This window comes from Deinococcus arcticus (genome assembly GCF_003028415.1).
Lineage (GTDB): Bacteria > Deinococcota > Deinococci > Deinococcales > Deinococcaceae > Deinococcus > Deinococcus arcticus.
On record NZ_PYSV01000004.1, the window covers coordinates 269,920 to 285,850 of the forward strand.

Consider the following 15,931-nt stretch of genomic DNA (forward strand, 5'->3'; position numbering starts at 1 on the left):
GGAGTCCGTCATGTCCCTCTCTCCCCTGCCCCGCACACTGACCGCCGAAGACGCCGCACACTTTCTGCGCCGCACCGCGTTTGGCGCTTCCGACGCCCAGATTCGCGCCCTGGTGGGCCAGGACGCCCGCACGGTGGCCAAGGCCGCCCTGGCCTTTGACCAGACCCTGGCCCAGGGCAATCCCTTTGACCCGTTGCAGGGGGCCTCGCCGGGCGCCTCGATTCAGCTCACGCGCGGCGCGTGGCTGTATGAACTGGTGTACGGCCCCCATCCCCTGCGCGAGAAGCTGGCCCTGACCTGGAGCAACCACTTTGTTGTCGGCACTGACAAGGTGCGCAATGCCCCGGCCCTGGCGGGGTACCTGGCCCTGCTGCGCCGCCACGCGGCGAGCGACAGCTTCGAGCGCTTCACGCTGGAAATCGCCCAGAGCCCCGCCATGCTGCGCTACCTGGACAACGACCAGAACCGCAAGGGCCGCCCCAACGAGAACTTCAGCCGCGAACTGCTGGAACTGTTCACCACCGGCATCGGGCCCTACACCGAGGCCGACGTGCGCGAGGGTGCCCGCGCCCTGACCGGCTGGACCTACGTGGGCGGGCGCGGCAACAGGCAGTATCTGGACGAGCCGAAATTCGTGTTTCAGGCCGGGCAGTTTGACGGCGGGCGCAAAACGTACCTGGGCCAGAGCGGCAACCTGCGGGGCGAGGACATCGTCCGGCTGGCCACGGCCCACCCGGCCACGGCCACCTTCGTGGCCCGCAAGCTGCACCGCGCCTTTGTGGCCGATACCCCCGACGAGCAGGCGGTGGCGGGCAGCGCCGAGACGTGGCGCCGCACGAAAGGCAACGTGGGGGCGGTGCTGGAAGAGCTGCTGAGCAGCGAGGCCTTTTACACCAGCCGCGCCCGCATCATCCGTTCACCCATCGAGTTCATCGTGGGCGCCCTGCGCACCCTGGGGCAGCCCCAGTTCGACGCCAAGACGCTGCTGAACCTCACCCAGACTGCCGGGCGCATGGGCCAGCTGCTGCTGGAACCCGACACCGTCAAGGGCTGGGACGGCGGGCGCGAGTGGATCAACGACTCCACGCTGCTGCTGCGCCTGCAGGTGGCCGCTGGCCTGACCCTGACCTCCAAGGCCCCCAACCTGAGCGAGCCCCCCAGCCTGCTGGCCATGACCGGCCAGGAGCGCCCGGCCGCGGCCGTGCTGCTGTCCAGCCTGAAGGGCCGCCAGCGCACCTATCTGGGCATGATCAGCCCCGAATTCCAGCTGGCGTAGGGGGACTCCGGGCCATGAGCCATGGGCTCTGGGCCATGAGGGGCCATGAAACCCCGGTGTCTCTTCTCCACAAGCCTTTCCCACTGCCCACAACCCACGCCCCACTTCCCTTCCGAGGTTCCCCCCATGACCAACCGACGCGACTTTCTGAAACTTTCGGCGCTGGCGGTGGCGGCCACCAGTGGCATGCCGGGCTTTCTGGCGCGCGCTGCGGCGCAGGCCGGCGGCCACAAGACCCTGGTGGTCATCCAGCTGACCGGCGGCAACGACGGACTGAACACGCTGATTCCCTACACCAACGGCGCCTACTACGCCGCGCGCCCCAACATCGCCATTCCCAGAAAAGACGTGCTGACGGTCACGGGCGACCTGGGCATGCACCCCAGCCTGCGCCCGCTGATGTCCCTGTGGGACGGCGGCAAGCTGGCCTGGATGGAAAACGTGGGCTATCCCAACCCCAACCGCAGCCACTTTGCTTCCATGGCCATCTGGCACACCGCCGACCCCACCCAGGCCCAGGCCGAAGGCTGGATTGGCCGCCTGGCCGAGCAGATTGGCGATCCCTTCTGTGCCAGCAACGTGGGCGGCTCCACGCCCCAGGCGCTGCGGGCGAGCGACTTCAGCCTGCCCAGCATCGAATCCACCGACAATTTTCAGCTGAAACTGCCCGACGGCATGCAGACGCCCTTTCAGTCCATGCTCAATTCCCCGCGCACGGGCGAGGCCGCCTACCTCACGCGGGCCACCCGCCAGATGCTGAAAAATACGGCCCGGGTGCAGGAAAACGCCAAGAAGTACCGGGCCGGCGCCACCTATCCCCAGACCAGGTTTGCCGGGCAGCTGCGCGAGGCCGCGCGCCTGATCGCCGCCGGGGTGGGCCAGCGGGTGCTGTACGTGTCGCTGGGCGGCTTTGACACCCACGCCGGGCAACGCGCCGAGCAGGACGCCCTGCTGAGCACCCTGGCCGAAGGGCTGGCCGCCTTCCAGACTGACCTGGAAAAGCAGGGCGTGGCCAGAGACGTGGTGGTCATGGGCTTTTCCGAGTTTGGCCGCCGGGTGGCCGAAAATGGCAGTGCCGGCACCGACCACGGCAAGGGCAGTGTGATGTTCGCGCTGGGTCAGGGGGTCAAGGGCGGCGTTCACGGCAGCAGCCCGGATCTGGAAAAGCTCTCGGACGGCGACATCATGTACAAGCAGGATTTCCGGGGCGTGTACGCCGAGGCCCTGACCAAGTGGCTGAACCTGAATGCCCGAGAGATTCTGGGCGGCTCGTTTACCGGCCCCAGCTGGCTGGCATGACGCCCAGCCTGCGCGTGGCGGCCGGGGTGCTGGGGGCGCTGGTGCTGGCGGCCCCCGCGCTGGTCAGTCCGGCGCTGGCCCTGCCCAAATACCGCACGCAGGCCGCGCCGCAGCTGCACCTGACAGAAGGCAACGCGCTGTGGGCCCTGGACCGCCGGGTGATGCCCTGCACCTACTGCCACGTGGACCCCACCGGCGGGCCGGCCTGGAACCCGTTTGGGCAGGCGTTGCAGCAGACCTTTGCCACGGAGGCAGCGGCCGGGCGCCACCTGACCTTTCCCCAGGCGCTCCACACGCTGCTGGCGGCGGGCACGGACGCCGATGAAGACAGGTATGCGGACGCCCTGGAGGTCTTCGCGAAAACGCTCCCCGGTGACCCCGACAGCAAGCCTGAAACCCCAGTGGACGAACTGACCACAGCCTTTGAGAAAGCTGGCGGAGTGACCCAGTACCAACCACTCAAAAAGCCAAAATAAAAAAGCCGCCTTCTTCGGCGGTGATAGAAACAAGATAGCGCGGTATGCACGGAGCGTCAAGCCCAGCCGGCGAGCCTGAAAGACTGCGTTCTGTACAACAAATTTTGGGGGCCACTTCTGGGAGTGCTGCATACCCGCCCATCCCTGGGGAAGTGACCCCATCCTGCAGTCCAAAACAAAAAACCCGCCTTCTTCGGCGGTGATAAAAACAGAATAGCGCGGTATGCAGCCCAGGTCAACCCCCGCCACCTGCCCGGAAAAATACCCGCCCACACGCTCTAAAAATGAGGTGTGGGCGGGGGCGCTCTGCAGTCAGCCCAGCACTTTTTCCCAGGTGATCCACATGCGCTCTGTGCGGTAGCCCAGGCGGGTGTTCACGCGCAGCATGGGCAGATTCAGGACCGTGCCGCCGGTCCCCGCGTGGGTGTGCCCTTCCCCCTTTGCCCAGGCCAGCGCATAGGCCTTCAGGGCCGTCGCCACGCCGCGCCCCCGGTGCTCTGGGTGGGTCACGGTGTCTTCCGAATCCACCTCGGGGCCGCGCAGGCTCAGGCGGGTCAGGGCCACCATTTCACCCCGGAAACGGGTCACAAACGCCGCTTCTTCGCGGCGAATGGTGCCGCGCAGGGTGTCACGGGTCAGAGGGTCGGGCGTGGTCGTGGGATTGCGGGGCCGGTCGCTGAGCCCCAGTTCGTGCAGGGCAAACAGCGCGTCCCAGTCAGCCTCGGGGGCGTCCGGTGAAAGGCGCTCGGGCTCGTAGCCGGCCAGGAACAGCCGCTCCTGCAAGGGCTCGAACGCCGCCGGGTTAAAGGCCGTCAGGTCCAGGTGGGCGCCCCACGACTGCCACGCGTTGCGAAAACCCGCCGCCTGAAAAAACGTCATCTGCTCGGTAAAGTCCTCTCGCGTCACGCCCAGCACGCGGGCGAATCCGGCCGGCACCTCGGCCAGCAGCGCCAGGGTCAGGGCGGTAAACGCGTCGCCGTCTCCGGCGAGGTCCAGCCGCAGGGCATCGGGCACGCCGGCGCCAAATGGGGCCAGCCGCGCGGTGGCGATCACCTGACCGTGCTGCTCGGCCACCAGGCGGGTGGGCGGCGTGACTTCTCGAAACAGCTCGGGCGTGTAGGTCCAGTGGCCGCGCACGCTGTCGGTCACCAGCCTGGCCACGTCGGCGGCGTCGCTCTGGCGAAAGGCGCGGAGGGTCGGCAGGTGGGCGGTGGGGTGGAGCGCGTGGGTCATGGGGCTATGGTGCGTGGCCTACCCCCTGTTCCGCGAACTCCCCCGCTAGGCCATCTGGCGCATCGGCTGCATATACGCCCGTCAGAAAACCTCAGATGCCCCTGCCCACCGCCGCCCCAGGCCATACAGCCCGATTCATACTCACCTCACATTCACAGATTGACTTGACATCATTCTGCCTGGGCCGTATTCTGTTGTCACCGGAATGGAAGCGCCGTGGCGTGCTTGTGGTCCAGGACGGATACGGTTCAAGTTCGGCCTCTTTTTCCGCCCCACCCCTGCTGGTGGGGCGCTTTTGCGCTGTTCCCGGCTGTGTTAACGCTGCTGCCCTAAGTGTCCAGAGGACACATACTCGCGCCGGGGTAGGATGAACAGCATGTCCTCTGACGTGTCGCAGCTGAGCGTGAACACCATCCGCACCCTGAGCATTGACGCCGTGCAGGCCGCCAACAGTGGTCACCCCGGCGCGCCGCTGGGGGCCGCTCCCATGGCCTACGTGCTGTGGCAGGACTTTCTGCGCTTCAACCCGCAGCACCCCGAATGGGCCGGGCGCGACCGTTTCGTGCTGTCGGCCGGGCACGCCAGCATGCTGATTTACAGCCTGCTGCACCTCACCGGCTATGACATGCCCCTTGAGGACCTGAAGAACTTCCGCCAGTGGGGCAGCAAAACCCCCGGGCACCCCGAGTTCTTCCATACCCCCGGCCTGGACGCCACCACCGGGCCGCTGGGCCAGGGCGCCGCGATGACCGTGGGCATGGCGATGGCCGAGGCCCACCTGGCCGCGCGCTACAACCGCGGCGGCTTCCCCATCTTCAACAACCACACCTACGCGGTGCTGGGCGACGGGGACCTGCAAGAAGGCGTGAACCACGAAGCCGCCGCCCTGGCCGGTCACCTGCGCCTGAACAAGCTGATCTGGCTGCACGACGACAACCAGATTCAGCTGGACACCCCCACCAGCAAGGCCGAAAGTGACGATGTGGCCGCGCGCTACGTGTCGTATGGCTGGAACGTGCTGAAGGTGGCCGATGGCAACGACCTGGACCAGATTCGCGCCGCCATCCGGGAAGCCCAGACCAGCGACCGCCCCACCCTGATTCAGGTGCGCACCGTGATTGGCTTTGGCAGCCCCCGCGCCGGCACCAGCAAGGCCCACGGCGAGCCGCTGGGCGCCGAGGGCGTGGCGACCACCAAGCAGGCCCTGGGCTGGGACTACCCCGCCTTTACCGTGCCGGGAGAAGTGGCGGCCCACATGAACGCCCGTGAATGCGGCGCCGCGCTGGAAGCCGAGTGGAACGCCCTGATGGACGGCTACCGCGCCGCGCACCCTGAACTGGGCGCCGAAGTGGACGCCCTGCTGGCCCGCGACCTGCCCGCCACACTGGCCGACGCCCTGCCCAGCTACGAGGTGGGGGGCAAGGCGGTCGCCACCCGCAACGCCAGCGGTGAGGTGATTAACGCCCTGGCCAAGGTGGTGCCGGGGCTGATGGGCGGCAGCGCCGACCTGTCGGGCAGCACCAAGACCACCATCAAGGATGGCGGCGAGATGCAGGCGGACGCGATGGGCGGGCGCAACGTGCTGTTCGGCGTGCGCGAGTTCGGCATGGCGGCCGCCGCCAACGGCCTGAGCCTGTACGGCGGCCTGCGCCCAATGGTCGGCACCTTCCTGGTGTTTGCCGATTACCTGAAACCGGCCTTCCGCCTCTCGGCCATTCAGATGCAGCCCGTGACCTATGTGCTCACCCACGACTCCATTGGTCTGGGCGAGGACGGCCCCACCCACCAGCCCATTGACCAGATCGCCATGCTGCGCGCGGTGCCCGGCGCCCACGTGATCCGCCCCGCCGACGCCAACGAAACGGCCGCTGCGTGGCAGATGGCCCTGGAATACGACAAGGGCCCCACCGCCATTGCCCTGTCCCGCCAGGACCTGCCGATTCTGCCGCGCAACCATGCGGGCGTGAAGAAGGGCGCCTATGTGGTCCGTGACGCCGAGGGGGCGGCCCAGGTCATCCTGATCGCATCGGGCAGCGAGGTCAGCCTCGCCCTGGACGCCGCCGAGGCCCTGAGTGGGGAAGGCATTGCCGCCCGCGTGGTGTCCATGCCCTGCATGGAAGTGTTCCGCGCCCAGGAGCGCTCCTACCGCGACTCCGTGCTGACGCCGGGCGTCAAGCGCGTGGCCCTTGAAGCCGCCAGTAAGGCCCCCTGGTACGAATGGGTGGGTCTGGAGGGGGCCGTGATTGGCATGGACACCTTCGGCGCCAGCGCGCCCGCCAGCGTGCTGTTCGAGAAGTTCGGCTTCAGCGTGCAGAACGTGGTGAAGGTGGTCAGGGGCGTACTGTAAAAAGAGAGGCACTGACAGGGAAGCTGAGGTAAATACCTCAGCTTCCCTGTCGCTCTGAATATCCAGCCTACATCGACATCATGATGATCAGGACTTGGCCCTTCCATTGCGCCGCGAACAACGGAATAAGCGAAGCAGAAAGCAGCTCGTCAACATTTACCTGCTCACCACTCTCAAAGAAAGTCTTAATGTCTATTCCGGCTCGCATAAAAAGTGTATTTATTTCAGGCTGTGTGTCAGAAAAGGAATAGGATCTTTGGGGAAGCCGATCTTTATAAGGTAAAACGGCATAAAACTTATAATCTATTGGACCAGGAGCTGTAGTGTTCCGGCCTAACTGCTCATAGAGCCATGTGATCTGGTCTACATCTGGCAGTCGTAACTGCTGACCGATAATTCCTCCCTTATAAATGGTGAGCGGCTTCATTTTAACCTCCGCATTCTGGACTTTTTCCCCAGAGTCTGCTCTATAAGAGCAGCTGGGAATAATGGTCACAGCAAGTAATACAATCATTATAAAGCTCATATTTATCTCGGGTTGGGTGGAGTGAATCGAGGAGGAGAAGACTGATTCATTTGTTGAGAGCCAATTCCGGCGGCGTCTATCGAAAAGGTGATCCACCTTTTGGCATGGCCATAGTTAATGCACTCCCTTCCCGATCCAGTAATTTCGAAGCGTCCGTTGACCGAATCGCCGGTGCCAGTTGCAAGGTCCATGCTTCTGGGATTAAAGTTATACATGTCCTGTACTTTGATCTTTATTGTTGCTCCAACTTCAAATTTTCCCTTTGAGTTATATGTGAATGACCAGTAAACATCTGCCCACAGTGGGTGAGCTCCGAGTGCTTTCTGCCAGTTTTCAGTTGCGGGGTATGGATATCTCGCATCACCTGCACCCACAAACAAAAGAGGAGTTGAGCCAGACATTGTGTATTTTTTCTTGTGTTTTAGATTAGGAGTCTTCAGCATTTTATCAATGATGGCATTACCTATATCGCTCACAAGTGAATTATAGACTCGCTTGCCAGCCGGATCATTTTTGAAGAAGCGCTCGTACCCTATGTCACGCGATTTACCCGATCCTGCCAGGAAATGCATATATGCCGAGACAGCATCAATAAGATCAGGGCGAAGGACAAGGGCAGCTTGCGCTTTCGCTTTCCAAGTTAGTTTATTTTTGTAGTCCCCCAATGTGGGTTTTTGCATCTTACTCAAATCCAACTCCCCGTCTTTTCCTTGCAGGAAGCCGTGATCGAATTTTAAATTCGCTGGTTTTCCCTTGTTCAAGGGTTGCATCTCGAAATAAGTATAGGTCTGCGGCTGATTAGCCAGCGGGTTGACATTGTTGCGATTCGCACTGGCTTGACGCAGTTGCGGGCCAGCCTGACGTTGCAGCGCTGAAGAGGTGGACCCAGAAGCCGTGGTACTCAGACGAGTGAATACAGGCACTCTCCGGTAGGGCGCTGCCAATCTGGCCCCCATCGCCCGGGCTTCAGCCTCTAAGCCAGCATCAGGGTCCACGCCTGGCCCCACCCGCCCCTGAGACTGCTGCACGGTATGCGTCACTTCATGCGCCAGCAGTTCCAGGCCGCTCTGGCTGTTGGGATTGAACTTCCCACTCTGGAAAAAGATGTCACTCCCGGTGGTGAACGCCAGGGCGTTCACGCTCCTGGCCAGCGTATCCGCCTCCACATCATCATGAATCCGCACTCTGGACAGATCATGGTTCAGGCCCTGTTCCAGATGCCGCTGAATGCTTTCTGGCAACGGATTCCCACTGCCCCGTTTCGCTTGAATCCGCTGGAGAACGGGTTGCGTCGCTTCCGCGTCCAGTTCCGCCAGTTGCCGCTGCAAGGTCTGCCGTTGAGCGAAAGTCGCTGTCTGCTGCGCTTCGACTTCATGTCGTTGAATCGCGGTCGCTACCGCCCGTTGCAGGACGGCCAGCGACTACCTCGCCATCGTCAATCCCGGGCACGCCGTCGATGTCGTTGAATCGCGGTCGCTACCGCCCGTTGCAGGGCCAGCCGTTCGCCTGCGGGCACCATGCCCAGCACCACGCGAGACACCGGGGCGCTGATCGCATGGCGCTGCAAGCTCGCCAAGTGTTCGCCGTAGGTGTCATAGCGGCTCTGTGCTGGGCCTCGGTCGGCACGGAAGCCCTGCACCAGGGTGTTCGCCACCTGTCGCTGCAGGGCGGTGAACTGCGCGTACTGCCGCGTGTCCAGCGCCTGGCCTTCGACCTGTTCGGCCTGATGCCGCATCACCGTGACCCAGTCAGCAGGACTCTGAGGCCTGGCCGGGACGGGCGGGGCCGGTCGCTGAACAGGGGCGGCCACGTCCGGCAACGCGGCTAGCTGCTCACGCACCGCCTGCCGCTGAATGGCAAGCCGTGCCACCTCCTGCTGTTCCAGCCCTGAGGCCCGCAACACTGGCCCCGCTGCCTGCCGTTGCAGGCCTGCAGGGCGCTGAAGGAACCGTGCCATTTGCCGCTACAGGGCCAACTGTGGGTCGGTCGGCCCACCTTCAAGCATGAGATGACGCGCTTGAGATGGACGAATCTGGGAACGCTGGCGCTGGTACTCCATCGGGCCTCCTGCACCTCAGCGTAGACACCGGGTCAGTGATGCACTGCCCAGGTTGTGCCTCTGCCCTGCCATGTCCACTTCAAGACACCGGCCGCTCGTGGCCCACGGCTTCACCCATGGCCTGTTCCAGAGCTGCGTAGGCCCCTCCCTGGCGGCGCAGCGCCTCTGGGGGACCGTCCTCCACAATCTGCCCGCCACGCAGCACCACCACCCGGTCGGCGGTGCGGGCCAGACTCAGGCGGTGGGTCACGATCAGGGCGGTGCGGCCCCGCATCAGCGCCTGCAGGGCGGCCACCACCTGCACCTCGCTCTGGGCGTCCACAGCGCTGGTGGGTTCGTCCAGCAGCAGCACGGTGGGCTGGGCCAGCAGGGTGCGGGCAATGGACAGGCGCTGGCGTTGCCCCCCCGAGAGCTTCACCCCGCGTTCGCCCACCACAGTGTTCAGGCCGTTGGGCAGGGCCTGTACAAAGGCCAGGGCGTGGGCGGCCTGCAGCGCGGCGTGGACCTCGGCGTCGGTGGCGCCCGGGCGGGCGTAGCGCACGTTGGCGGCCACCGTGTCGTGAAACAGGAAGGTGTCCTGCGCCATGACGGCCGCGTGGGTGCGCAGGCTGCTCAGGGTGAGGTCACGCAGGTCCACCCCGTCCAGGGTTACGCGGCCGGCCTGCGGGTCGTGGGTGCGGGTCAGCAGGCCCAGCAGCGTGCTCTTGCCTGCCCCGGATTCGCCCAGCAGGGCCACCCGCTGCCCAGCCGGAATGGTCAGGTGAACGCCGCGCAGCACCGGGCGGGCCGCGTCGTAGCCAAAGGTGACGCCTTCAAATCGCACCTCGCCCCGGGCGGGTTCCGGCAGGGGCCGGGCACCGGGGTGGTCCTGCACGGCCACCGGGGCGTCCAGCACCTCGAAGACCCGCCCCCCACTGGCCGCCGCGCGCTGCAGCAGGTCGCCAATATTCACCAGATCATCAATGGGGCCGTAAAAGTAGCGCCCGTAGCCCCGGTAGGCCAGCAGCCCGCCCAGCGTGAACTGCCCGGCCAGAATCAGCCACGCGCCGCCGCCCAGCATGATCACGTTGCCCAGGTTTCCCACAAAGCGGGCGCGGGGAAAAGCGCGGTTGCGCAGCCGCACGGCGCGCAGCTGTTCGGCGTACAGGGCGCGGCCCAGGGCCTCCACGCGGGCAGTCTCGGCGCCCTCACGCGCAAAGCCCTGCACCACCCGGATGCCGCTCAGGCGGTCGGTAATGAGGGCACTCAGGTCGCCCAGGCGGGCGCGGGCGGCGCGGTAGGCGGGCTGCACGGTGCGCCCGTAGCGCCAGAGCATCACCCCCACCACCAGCATGGGCAGGGTGGTCAGCACGCCCAGCAGCGGCTGCAGGGCAATGAAAATGGCCACCACCCCCAACAGGCGCAGGGCGTTGGCCAGCACCGCATCGGTGCCGCGCACCAGCACGTCCTGCAGGGCGTCCACGTCACCCGTCACGCGGGCAATCAGGTCGCCGGTGCGCTGCGACTCGAAATACGCCGCCGACTGCCCCTGCAACTTGCGGTACAGCGCCAGCCGCATGTCCAGCGTGAACTGCTGCCCCGCCCGTTCCAGCAGCAGCCCCCGCCACGCCGACAGCAGCTGCTGCACGCCAAAGACCGCCACCAGCAGCGCGAGGTGCCAGCCGATAAAGGTCCAGTCCCTGGCAGGCAGGCCCTGGTCCACCACGCGGATCCACACCAGCGGCGGGTACAGTTCGGCGGCCACGCTGCCAACCAGCAGCAGCAGGCCCGCGCCCACCGTGCGGCGGTAGGGCGTGAGCAGGCCGTACAGGCGGCGCAGAACGGAGGGCGAAGCCGGCATGGCCCGCAGGCTACGGGAAAGCGGCGCCCCGGACCGGGTGCCGGCCACCGATCAGTGCCCCCACGCACCGTTCCAGGTCGGCCCAGGTGTGTACGGCGCTCAGGGCAAAGCGGATGCGGGTGCTGCCCGGTGCCACGGTGGGCGGGCGGATAGCGACGGCGCCAAAGCCCTGGGCACGCAACCCGGCGGCGCGGCGCAGGGTCACGGCCTCATCACCCAGGACCACCGGGACCACCTGGGACTCGCTGCCCGCCGTGTCCAGCCCCTGGGCACTCAGGGCGCGGCGAAACCGCGCGGCGTGGTCGTGCAGGGTGCGGCGCTCACTGTCCATGTTGCGGGCCTGCAGCACGTTCAGCAGGCTCACGGCGATGTTCGCAGGCGGCAGCCCGGTCGTGAAGATGAAAGTGCGCGCGGCGTTCAGCAGGTAGCGAATCAGCACCTCGTCCCCGGCAATGTAGGCGCCCACGCTGCCGTAGGCCTTGCCCAGGGTGCCCATCATGACGTCAATTCCAGCGCCTACCCCCTGCGCGTGGGCCAGCCCCGCGCCCTGGGGGCCGTACACGCCGCCGGTGTGGGCCTCGTCCACCATCAGCCACGCGCCGTAGCGGCGTTTCAGGGCCACCAGTTCGGGCAGCGGGGCCAGGGTGCCGTCCATGCTGAACAGGGCGTCGGTGACGATCAGCTTGTGGGGCGCGGAGCTGGCCCGCAGCTGCGCCTCCAGGGCGGCCAGATCCCGCGTGGGGTAAATGTGCGTCTGGGCGCGGCTCAGACGCACGCCGTCAATGATAGAGGCGTGGTTCAGGGCGTCACTGAACACGGCGTCGCCCCGGCCCACCAGCGCGGGAATCACGCCCAGGTTGGCTGCCAGCCCGCTGCCGAACACCAGCGCAGCCTGGGTGCCCTTCAGGGCGGCCAGTTCGCGTTCCAGCAGGGCATACACGGGGTGGTTGCCATTGATGAGCCGCGCGGCCCCGGCGCCAAAACGGGTCAGGGCGTCCAGCACCACTTCAGTTTCTGCGGGCAGGAGGTGGCCGCGCAGGGCCGCCTGGGCCGTCTCGGGCGTCCAGACCCGGCGCGACAGGCCCAGGTAATCATTCGAGGCGAGGTCCAGCAGGCGGGCCCCATTTACCCGCACGTACCCGGGCTGGGGGTCCGGCATCCAGTCGTGCAGGGTGCGCTCGCGGTGCGCGGCCTGCAGGGCCAAGAGGCGCCCTTCCAGCACCGCCCAGCTCAAGAGGCGGCCCTTCCGGGCGGGCGGCCAAACCCGGTGGCGGCGGCCAGCAGGGCCTCGTGGCCCCGGCGCAGTTCCTCGTTCGTGACGATATACGGCGGCAGCAGGTACACCACGTTGCCCAGCGGGCGCAGCAGCAGCCCGCGCGCCGCAAAGAACTGCCGCAATTCCAGGCTGGTGTTGCCCCCGTAGTCGCCTGCCCCGTGAATCTCGGCGGCCAGGACGGTGCCGCACTGGCGCACCTGCTGAATATGAGGGTGCGCCATCAGTTCCGGCATGAACGCCGCGTGCGCCGCGCCGATCCGGGCCCAGTGCCCGGCTGTCTGTGGGCTCAGGGTCAGGTCCAGCGAGGCCAGCGCCGCCGCGCAGGCCAGCGGATTGGCGGTGTAGGAATGCCCGTGGGCGAACGCCTGGGCAAAGGCGTCACCGTCAAAGGCGTGGTACAGCGCTTGCGTGGTGGCAGTCACGCCCATCGGCAGAAAGCCGCCGGTCAGGCCCTTACTCAGGCACATCAGGTCTGGGACTTCCTGCAGGTGGCGGGCCGCCCACAACTGTCCGGTCCGGCCAAACCCGGTCATCACCTCGTCGAAAATCACCAGGGCCCCCGCCCCCCGCACGCGCCGCATCACCTCGTCCACGAAGGCGGGGCGGGTCAGGCGCATCCCGGCGGCCCCCTGCAACAGCGGTTCCAGAATGATGGCCGCCACGTCCTCGCCCAGCGCGGCGTCCAGGGCCTGCAGGGCCGCCGCCTCCTTGGCCTCCACCGCCGGGTCTCCGGCCCAGGTGGCAGGGTAGGGCAGGAAGGTCACGTCAAAGAGCTTGTCCTGAAACGGCGCGTAAAAGCCGCTGCTGGCCCCGGCGCTCATGGCGCCGAAGGTGTCGCCGTGGTAGCCGCCTTCAAAGGCCAGCAGGCGGGTACGGGCCTCGCCCCGGTTGTGGGCGGCCTGCAGGGCCATTTTCAGGGCCACCTCCACGGCCGTCGAGCCATTGTCGGAATAGAAGAGGCGGTTCAGGTCGCCGGGCAGCTGTGCCGCCAGCCGCGCGGCCAGGGTGGCGGCAGGGGGGTGGGTAAAGCCCGCGAACATCACGTGTTCCAGCGCGTGCGCCTGCGCGGCAATCGCCCCGGCAATATGCGGATGGGCGTGGCCGTGCAGGTTCACCCACCACGAACTCACGAGGTCCAGCAGGCGGGTGCCGTCCGCCGTGTACAGGCTGGCCCCCTCGCCGCGCACGATCACGGTGGGGTCCGGGGCCGTGCGCGCCTGCGTGAAGGGGTGCCACACGTGCCGGGCGTCCAGCGCCAGGATGGGGTCAGTGGCCATGGGCCAGCTCCGGGGGGCCAAAGAGGGCGGCGGCCTGCGCGACCGTTTCCGGCGTCACCTCGCCCAGCAGGGGCAGGTCGGCCAGCACCGGCACGGCGCCGTGGCGCTCAATGGCCGCGCGGTTGTGCGGGGCGGGGGGGCCGATCAGGACCACGCCATGCACCTGCAGGCCCCGGTCCCGCAGCGCCCCCACGGTCAGGAGGGTGTGGTTGATGGTGCCCAGCGCGCTGCGCGCCGCCACGATCACCGGGGCGCCGTGCGCGGCCATCAGGTCCAGCATGGTTTCTTGCTCGTTCACCGGCACCAGCACCCCGCCCGCGCCCTCCACAATCAGGGGGCCCGCTGGCGCCGGGCGGCAGGCCAGCACCTCGGCCACCGAAACGCGCGTGCCTTCCAGCGTGGCGGCCCATTCGGGGGCAAAGGGGCCCGCGTACACCCGGGCGGGGGCAAAGACCTGATCCGGCCTCAACCCGGCCAGCCGGGCCACCTCGCGGGTGTCGTCGTCGCCGTCCTGCGCGCCGGTCTGCAGCGGTTTCCAGTAGGCGGCCCCCCAGGCGCGGCACAGCGCGGCGCTCAGCACCGTCTTGCCCACGCCGGTGTCGGTTCCGGTGACAAAGAAGGTGGTCACCGCGCGCCTCAGTCGCCCAGGGCGGGCACAGGCTGGGGCCGGGCGTTCAGGCGGTGGGGGCCAGCCGTGTCGGCGCGCAGGCCCAGGTCTTCCATCATGGCCCAGTCGGCGCCCGCCGCCTGCCCCTCTTCGGTCAGGTAGTTGCCCAGGAAAATGGAATTGGCCACCAGCAACGCCAGCGGCTGCAGGCTGCGCAGGTGCAGTTCGCGCCCGGCGCTGGCCCGCAGTTCGGCGCGGGGGTTGAGCAGCCGGAACAGCGACAGCACGCGCAGGCAATACCAGGGCGTGAAGTGCGCGGTGCTCTGGGCGCCGTCCAGGGCGGTGCCGTCAATGGGAATCAGGAAGTTCACCGGAATGGAGTCCGCGCCCCGGTCGCGCAGGGTCAGGGCCAGATCCACGATCTGCTCTGGGCGCTCGCCCATGCCGATAATCACGCCGCTGCAGGTGCTCATGCCCGCCTGCGCCGCGTGGGTCAGGGTTTCCACCCGGTCGGCGTAGGTGTGCGTGGAACAGATGTTGCCGTAGTGGTCTTCATGGGTATTGAGGTTGTGGTTGTAGGCGTCCACACCGGCCTCGCGCAGGGCCTGGGCCTTTTTCTGGCCTTCCTCGCCCAGCAGCAGGCCCATGCAGGCGCAGACCTCCAGGCCGGTTTCGGCCTTGATCAGCCGGGTGGCTTCACCCACCTGCTCCACCTCGCTCCAGGTGCCGCCGCGCCCGGCCAGCACAATGCAGTAACGCTGGGCACCGGCCGCCTGGGCTTTTCTGGCTTCCTCCAGCATCTCGCGCGGGTGCAGCACCCGGTAGCGGGGAATCCCGGTGTCCGCCCCCTTGGCCTGCGAGCAGTAATGGCAGTCCTCGGCGCAGATGCCGCTCTTGGCGTTCAGCAGCACGTTCACCTTCACGCGGTCGCCAAACGCTTCGCGGCGCACGCGCCACGCGGCGTCCACCACACGCAGGGTGTCGTGGTCGGGCAGGTTCAGCAGGTCCAGGCCCTCGCTGGGGGAAAGCCGTTCGCCGCGCAGCACGCGGTCGGCCAGGGTATCAAGGTTCAACATTCGTTCAGCAGTGTAGGCCAGCGGCTGAACGAAACCGGGCGAGGCTGAACCGGGTGCAATACGGACTGCCGTTCATTTCCGTACCATCCGGGAAGAAGGGGGATGTTCCCCGCCTTCGGCGCTGTTCCAGCCCAATTCCCGGAAATCCGCTTTCTTTCCTGCTCTGCTCCGCAGCTCTGCGAGTCCCTCTGGTCGGAAAAGTTCCGGAACGTGTTACGGAACTTTTCCGAACCCGTATAAGGGGCCGGCAGGTGCGGCCACGCGCCGGCCACGCCTCTCCTACACTGCCCCCATGTCCAGCCCCGCTTCTGCCCTGCCCCTGCTGCGGCGCCGGCTGGTGGCCGCGCTGTTGACGGTGGCCGCCGGCTTTCTGCTGAACCTCTCGGTGTTTCAGCTCATCGAAAACACCCATCTGGTAGACCGCGCGCCCTTCACCTCGGGCTACCGGGTGGACCTGCTGGATCTGGCGCTGTGCGCTGTGGCCCTGGGGCTGGCGCTGTGGGCCCGGGGGCAGTTTCTGAAAGCGGCCGGCACCGCCCGCCTGCCGCGCGACGAGCACCTGCTGTGGCTGGGCACCCTGGTCCTCGTGGCAGGGAAGCTGCTCACGGCGGTATGGGTGCGCTTTCCGCTGTAGGGGTG

General features: G+C 66.8%; 14 protein-coding genes. 5 read left to right on the top strand and 9 right to left on the bottom strand.

The features are described from left to right. Positions 1-10: 10 nt before the first annotated feature. The 3 genes from C8263_RS06410 to C8263_RS06420 all read left to right on the top strand — a co-directional run bounded on the left by C8263_RS06410 (position 11) and on the right by C8263_RS06420 (position 3,051). Positions 11-1,276: a DUF1800 domain-containing protein gene (locus tag C8263_RS06410; RefSeq protein WP_107137268.1), complete on the top strand. Its 1,266-nt coding sequence runs from the start codon at positions 11-13 to the stop codon at positions 1,274-1,276. Positions 1,277-1,402: 126 nt separating this feature from the next. Beyond that, positions 1,403-2,575, top strand: coding sequence for a DUF1501 domain-containing protein (locus C8263_RS06415; RefSeq protein ID WP_107137269.1), 1,173 nt, complete (start codon positions 1,403-1,405; stop codon positions 2,573-2,575). Further along, a complete protein-coding gene (locus C8263_RS06420) occupies positions 2,572-3,051 on the top strand; it encodes a hypothetical protein (protein ID WP_107137270.1) in 480 nt (159 codons plus the stop codon). Before C8263_RS06415 ends, C8263_RS06420 begins: the two co-directional genes overlap by 4 nt. Before the next feature lie 312 nt (positions 3,052-3,363). Here C8263_RS06420 and C8263_RS06425 read toward each other — a convergent pair whose 3' ends face one another. Further along, positions 3,364-4,284 (bottom strand): GNAT family N-acetyltransferase, encoded by a 921-nt coding sequence (locus C8263_RS06425; protein WP_107137271.1) that lies wholly within the window; start codon positions 4,282-4,284, stop codon positions 3,364-3,366. 376 nt (positions 4,285-4,660) lie between these two features. Between C8263_RS06425 and tkt the strand changes: the two genes are divergently transcribed. Beyond that, positions 4,661-6,631 (top strand): transketolase, encoded by a 1,971-nt coding sequence (gene tkt, locus C8263_RS06430; protein WP_199188328.1) that lies wholly within the window; start codon positions 4,661-4,663, stop codon positions 6,629-6,631. A 67-nt stretch (positions 6,632-6,698) separates the two neighbouring features. Here tkt and C8263_RS18870 read toward each other — a convergent pair whose 3' ends face one another. From C8263_RS18870 to bioB, 8 genes are all read right to left on the bottom strand, one after another. Beyond that, positions 6,699-7,145: a hypothetical protein gene (locus tag C8263_RS18870; RefSeq protein ID WP_146160613.1), complete on the bottom strand. Its 447-nt coding sequence runs from the start codon at positions 7,143-7,145 to the stop codon at positions 6,699-6,701. A 14-nt stretch (positions 7,146-7,159) separates the two neighbouring features. After that, positions 7,160-8,485, bottom strand: coding sequence for an eCIS core domain-containing protein (locus C8263_RS06435; protein WP_158263753.1), 1,326 nt, complete (start codon positions 8,483-8,485; stop codon positions 7,160-7,162). Positions 8,486-8,592: 107 nt separating this feature from the next. Then, the gene (locus C8263_RS06440; protein WP_146160614.1) at positions 8,593-9,027 is read right to left on the bottom strand and encodes a hypothetical protein; all 435 of its coding nucleotides are present in this window, start codon (positions 9,025-9,027) and stop codon (positions 8,593-8,595) included. Positions 9,028-9,295: 268 nt separating this feature from the next. Next, positions 9,296-11,056, bottom strand: coding sequence for an ABC transporter ATP-binding protein (locus tag C8263_RS06445; protein ID WP_107137326.1), 1,761 nt, complete (start codon positions 11,054-11,056; stop codon positions 9,296-9,298). 10 nt (positions 11,057-11,066) lie between these two features. Then, positions 11,067-12,290, bottom strand: coding sequence for an aminotransferase class I/II-fold pyridoxal phosphate-dependent enzyme (locus C8263_RS06450; RefSeq protein WP_199188329.1), 1,224 nt, complete (start codon positions 12,288-12,290; stop codon positions 11,067-11,069). Continuing rightward, positions 12,287-13,609 (bottom strand): adenosylmethionine--8-amino-7-oxononanoate transaminase, encoded by a 1,323-nt coding sequence (bioA, locus tag C8263_RS06455; RefSeq protein ID WP_107137275.1) that lies wholly within the window; start codon positions 13,607-13,609, stop codon positions 12,287-12,289. Before bioA ends, C8263_RS06450 begins: the two co-directional genes overlap by 4 nt. Beyond that, entirely contained in the window at positions 13,599-14,237 is a 639-nt protein-coding gene (gene bioD, locus C8263_RS06460) for a dethiobiotin synthase (RefSeq protein ID WP_233218680.1), read from the bottom strand. The genes bioA and bioD overlap by 11 nt, the downstream gene beginning before the upstream one ends. Positions 14,238-14,245: 8 nt before the next feature. Then, a complete protein-coding gene (gene bioB, locus C8263_RS06465; RefSeq protein ID WP_107137276.1) occupies positions 14,246-15,292 on the bottom strand; it encodes a biotin synthase BioB in 1,047 nt (348 codons plus the stop codon). Between the two features lie 292 nt (positions 15,293-15,584). Here bioB and C8263_RS06470 point away from each other — a divergent pair, with 292 nt between their 5' ends. Beyond that, positions 15,585-15,926 carry a hypothetical protein gene (locus tag C8263_RS06470; protein WP_107137277.1) on the top strand — a complete coding sequence of 114 codons (342 nt, stop codon included), beginning with the start codon at positions 15,585-15,587 and terminating at the stop codon, positions 15,924-15,926. Positions 15,927-15,931: the final 5 nt, after the last annotated feature.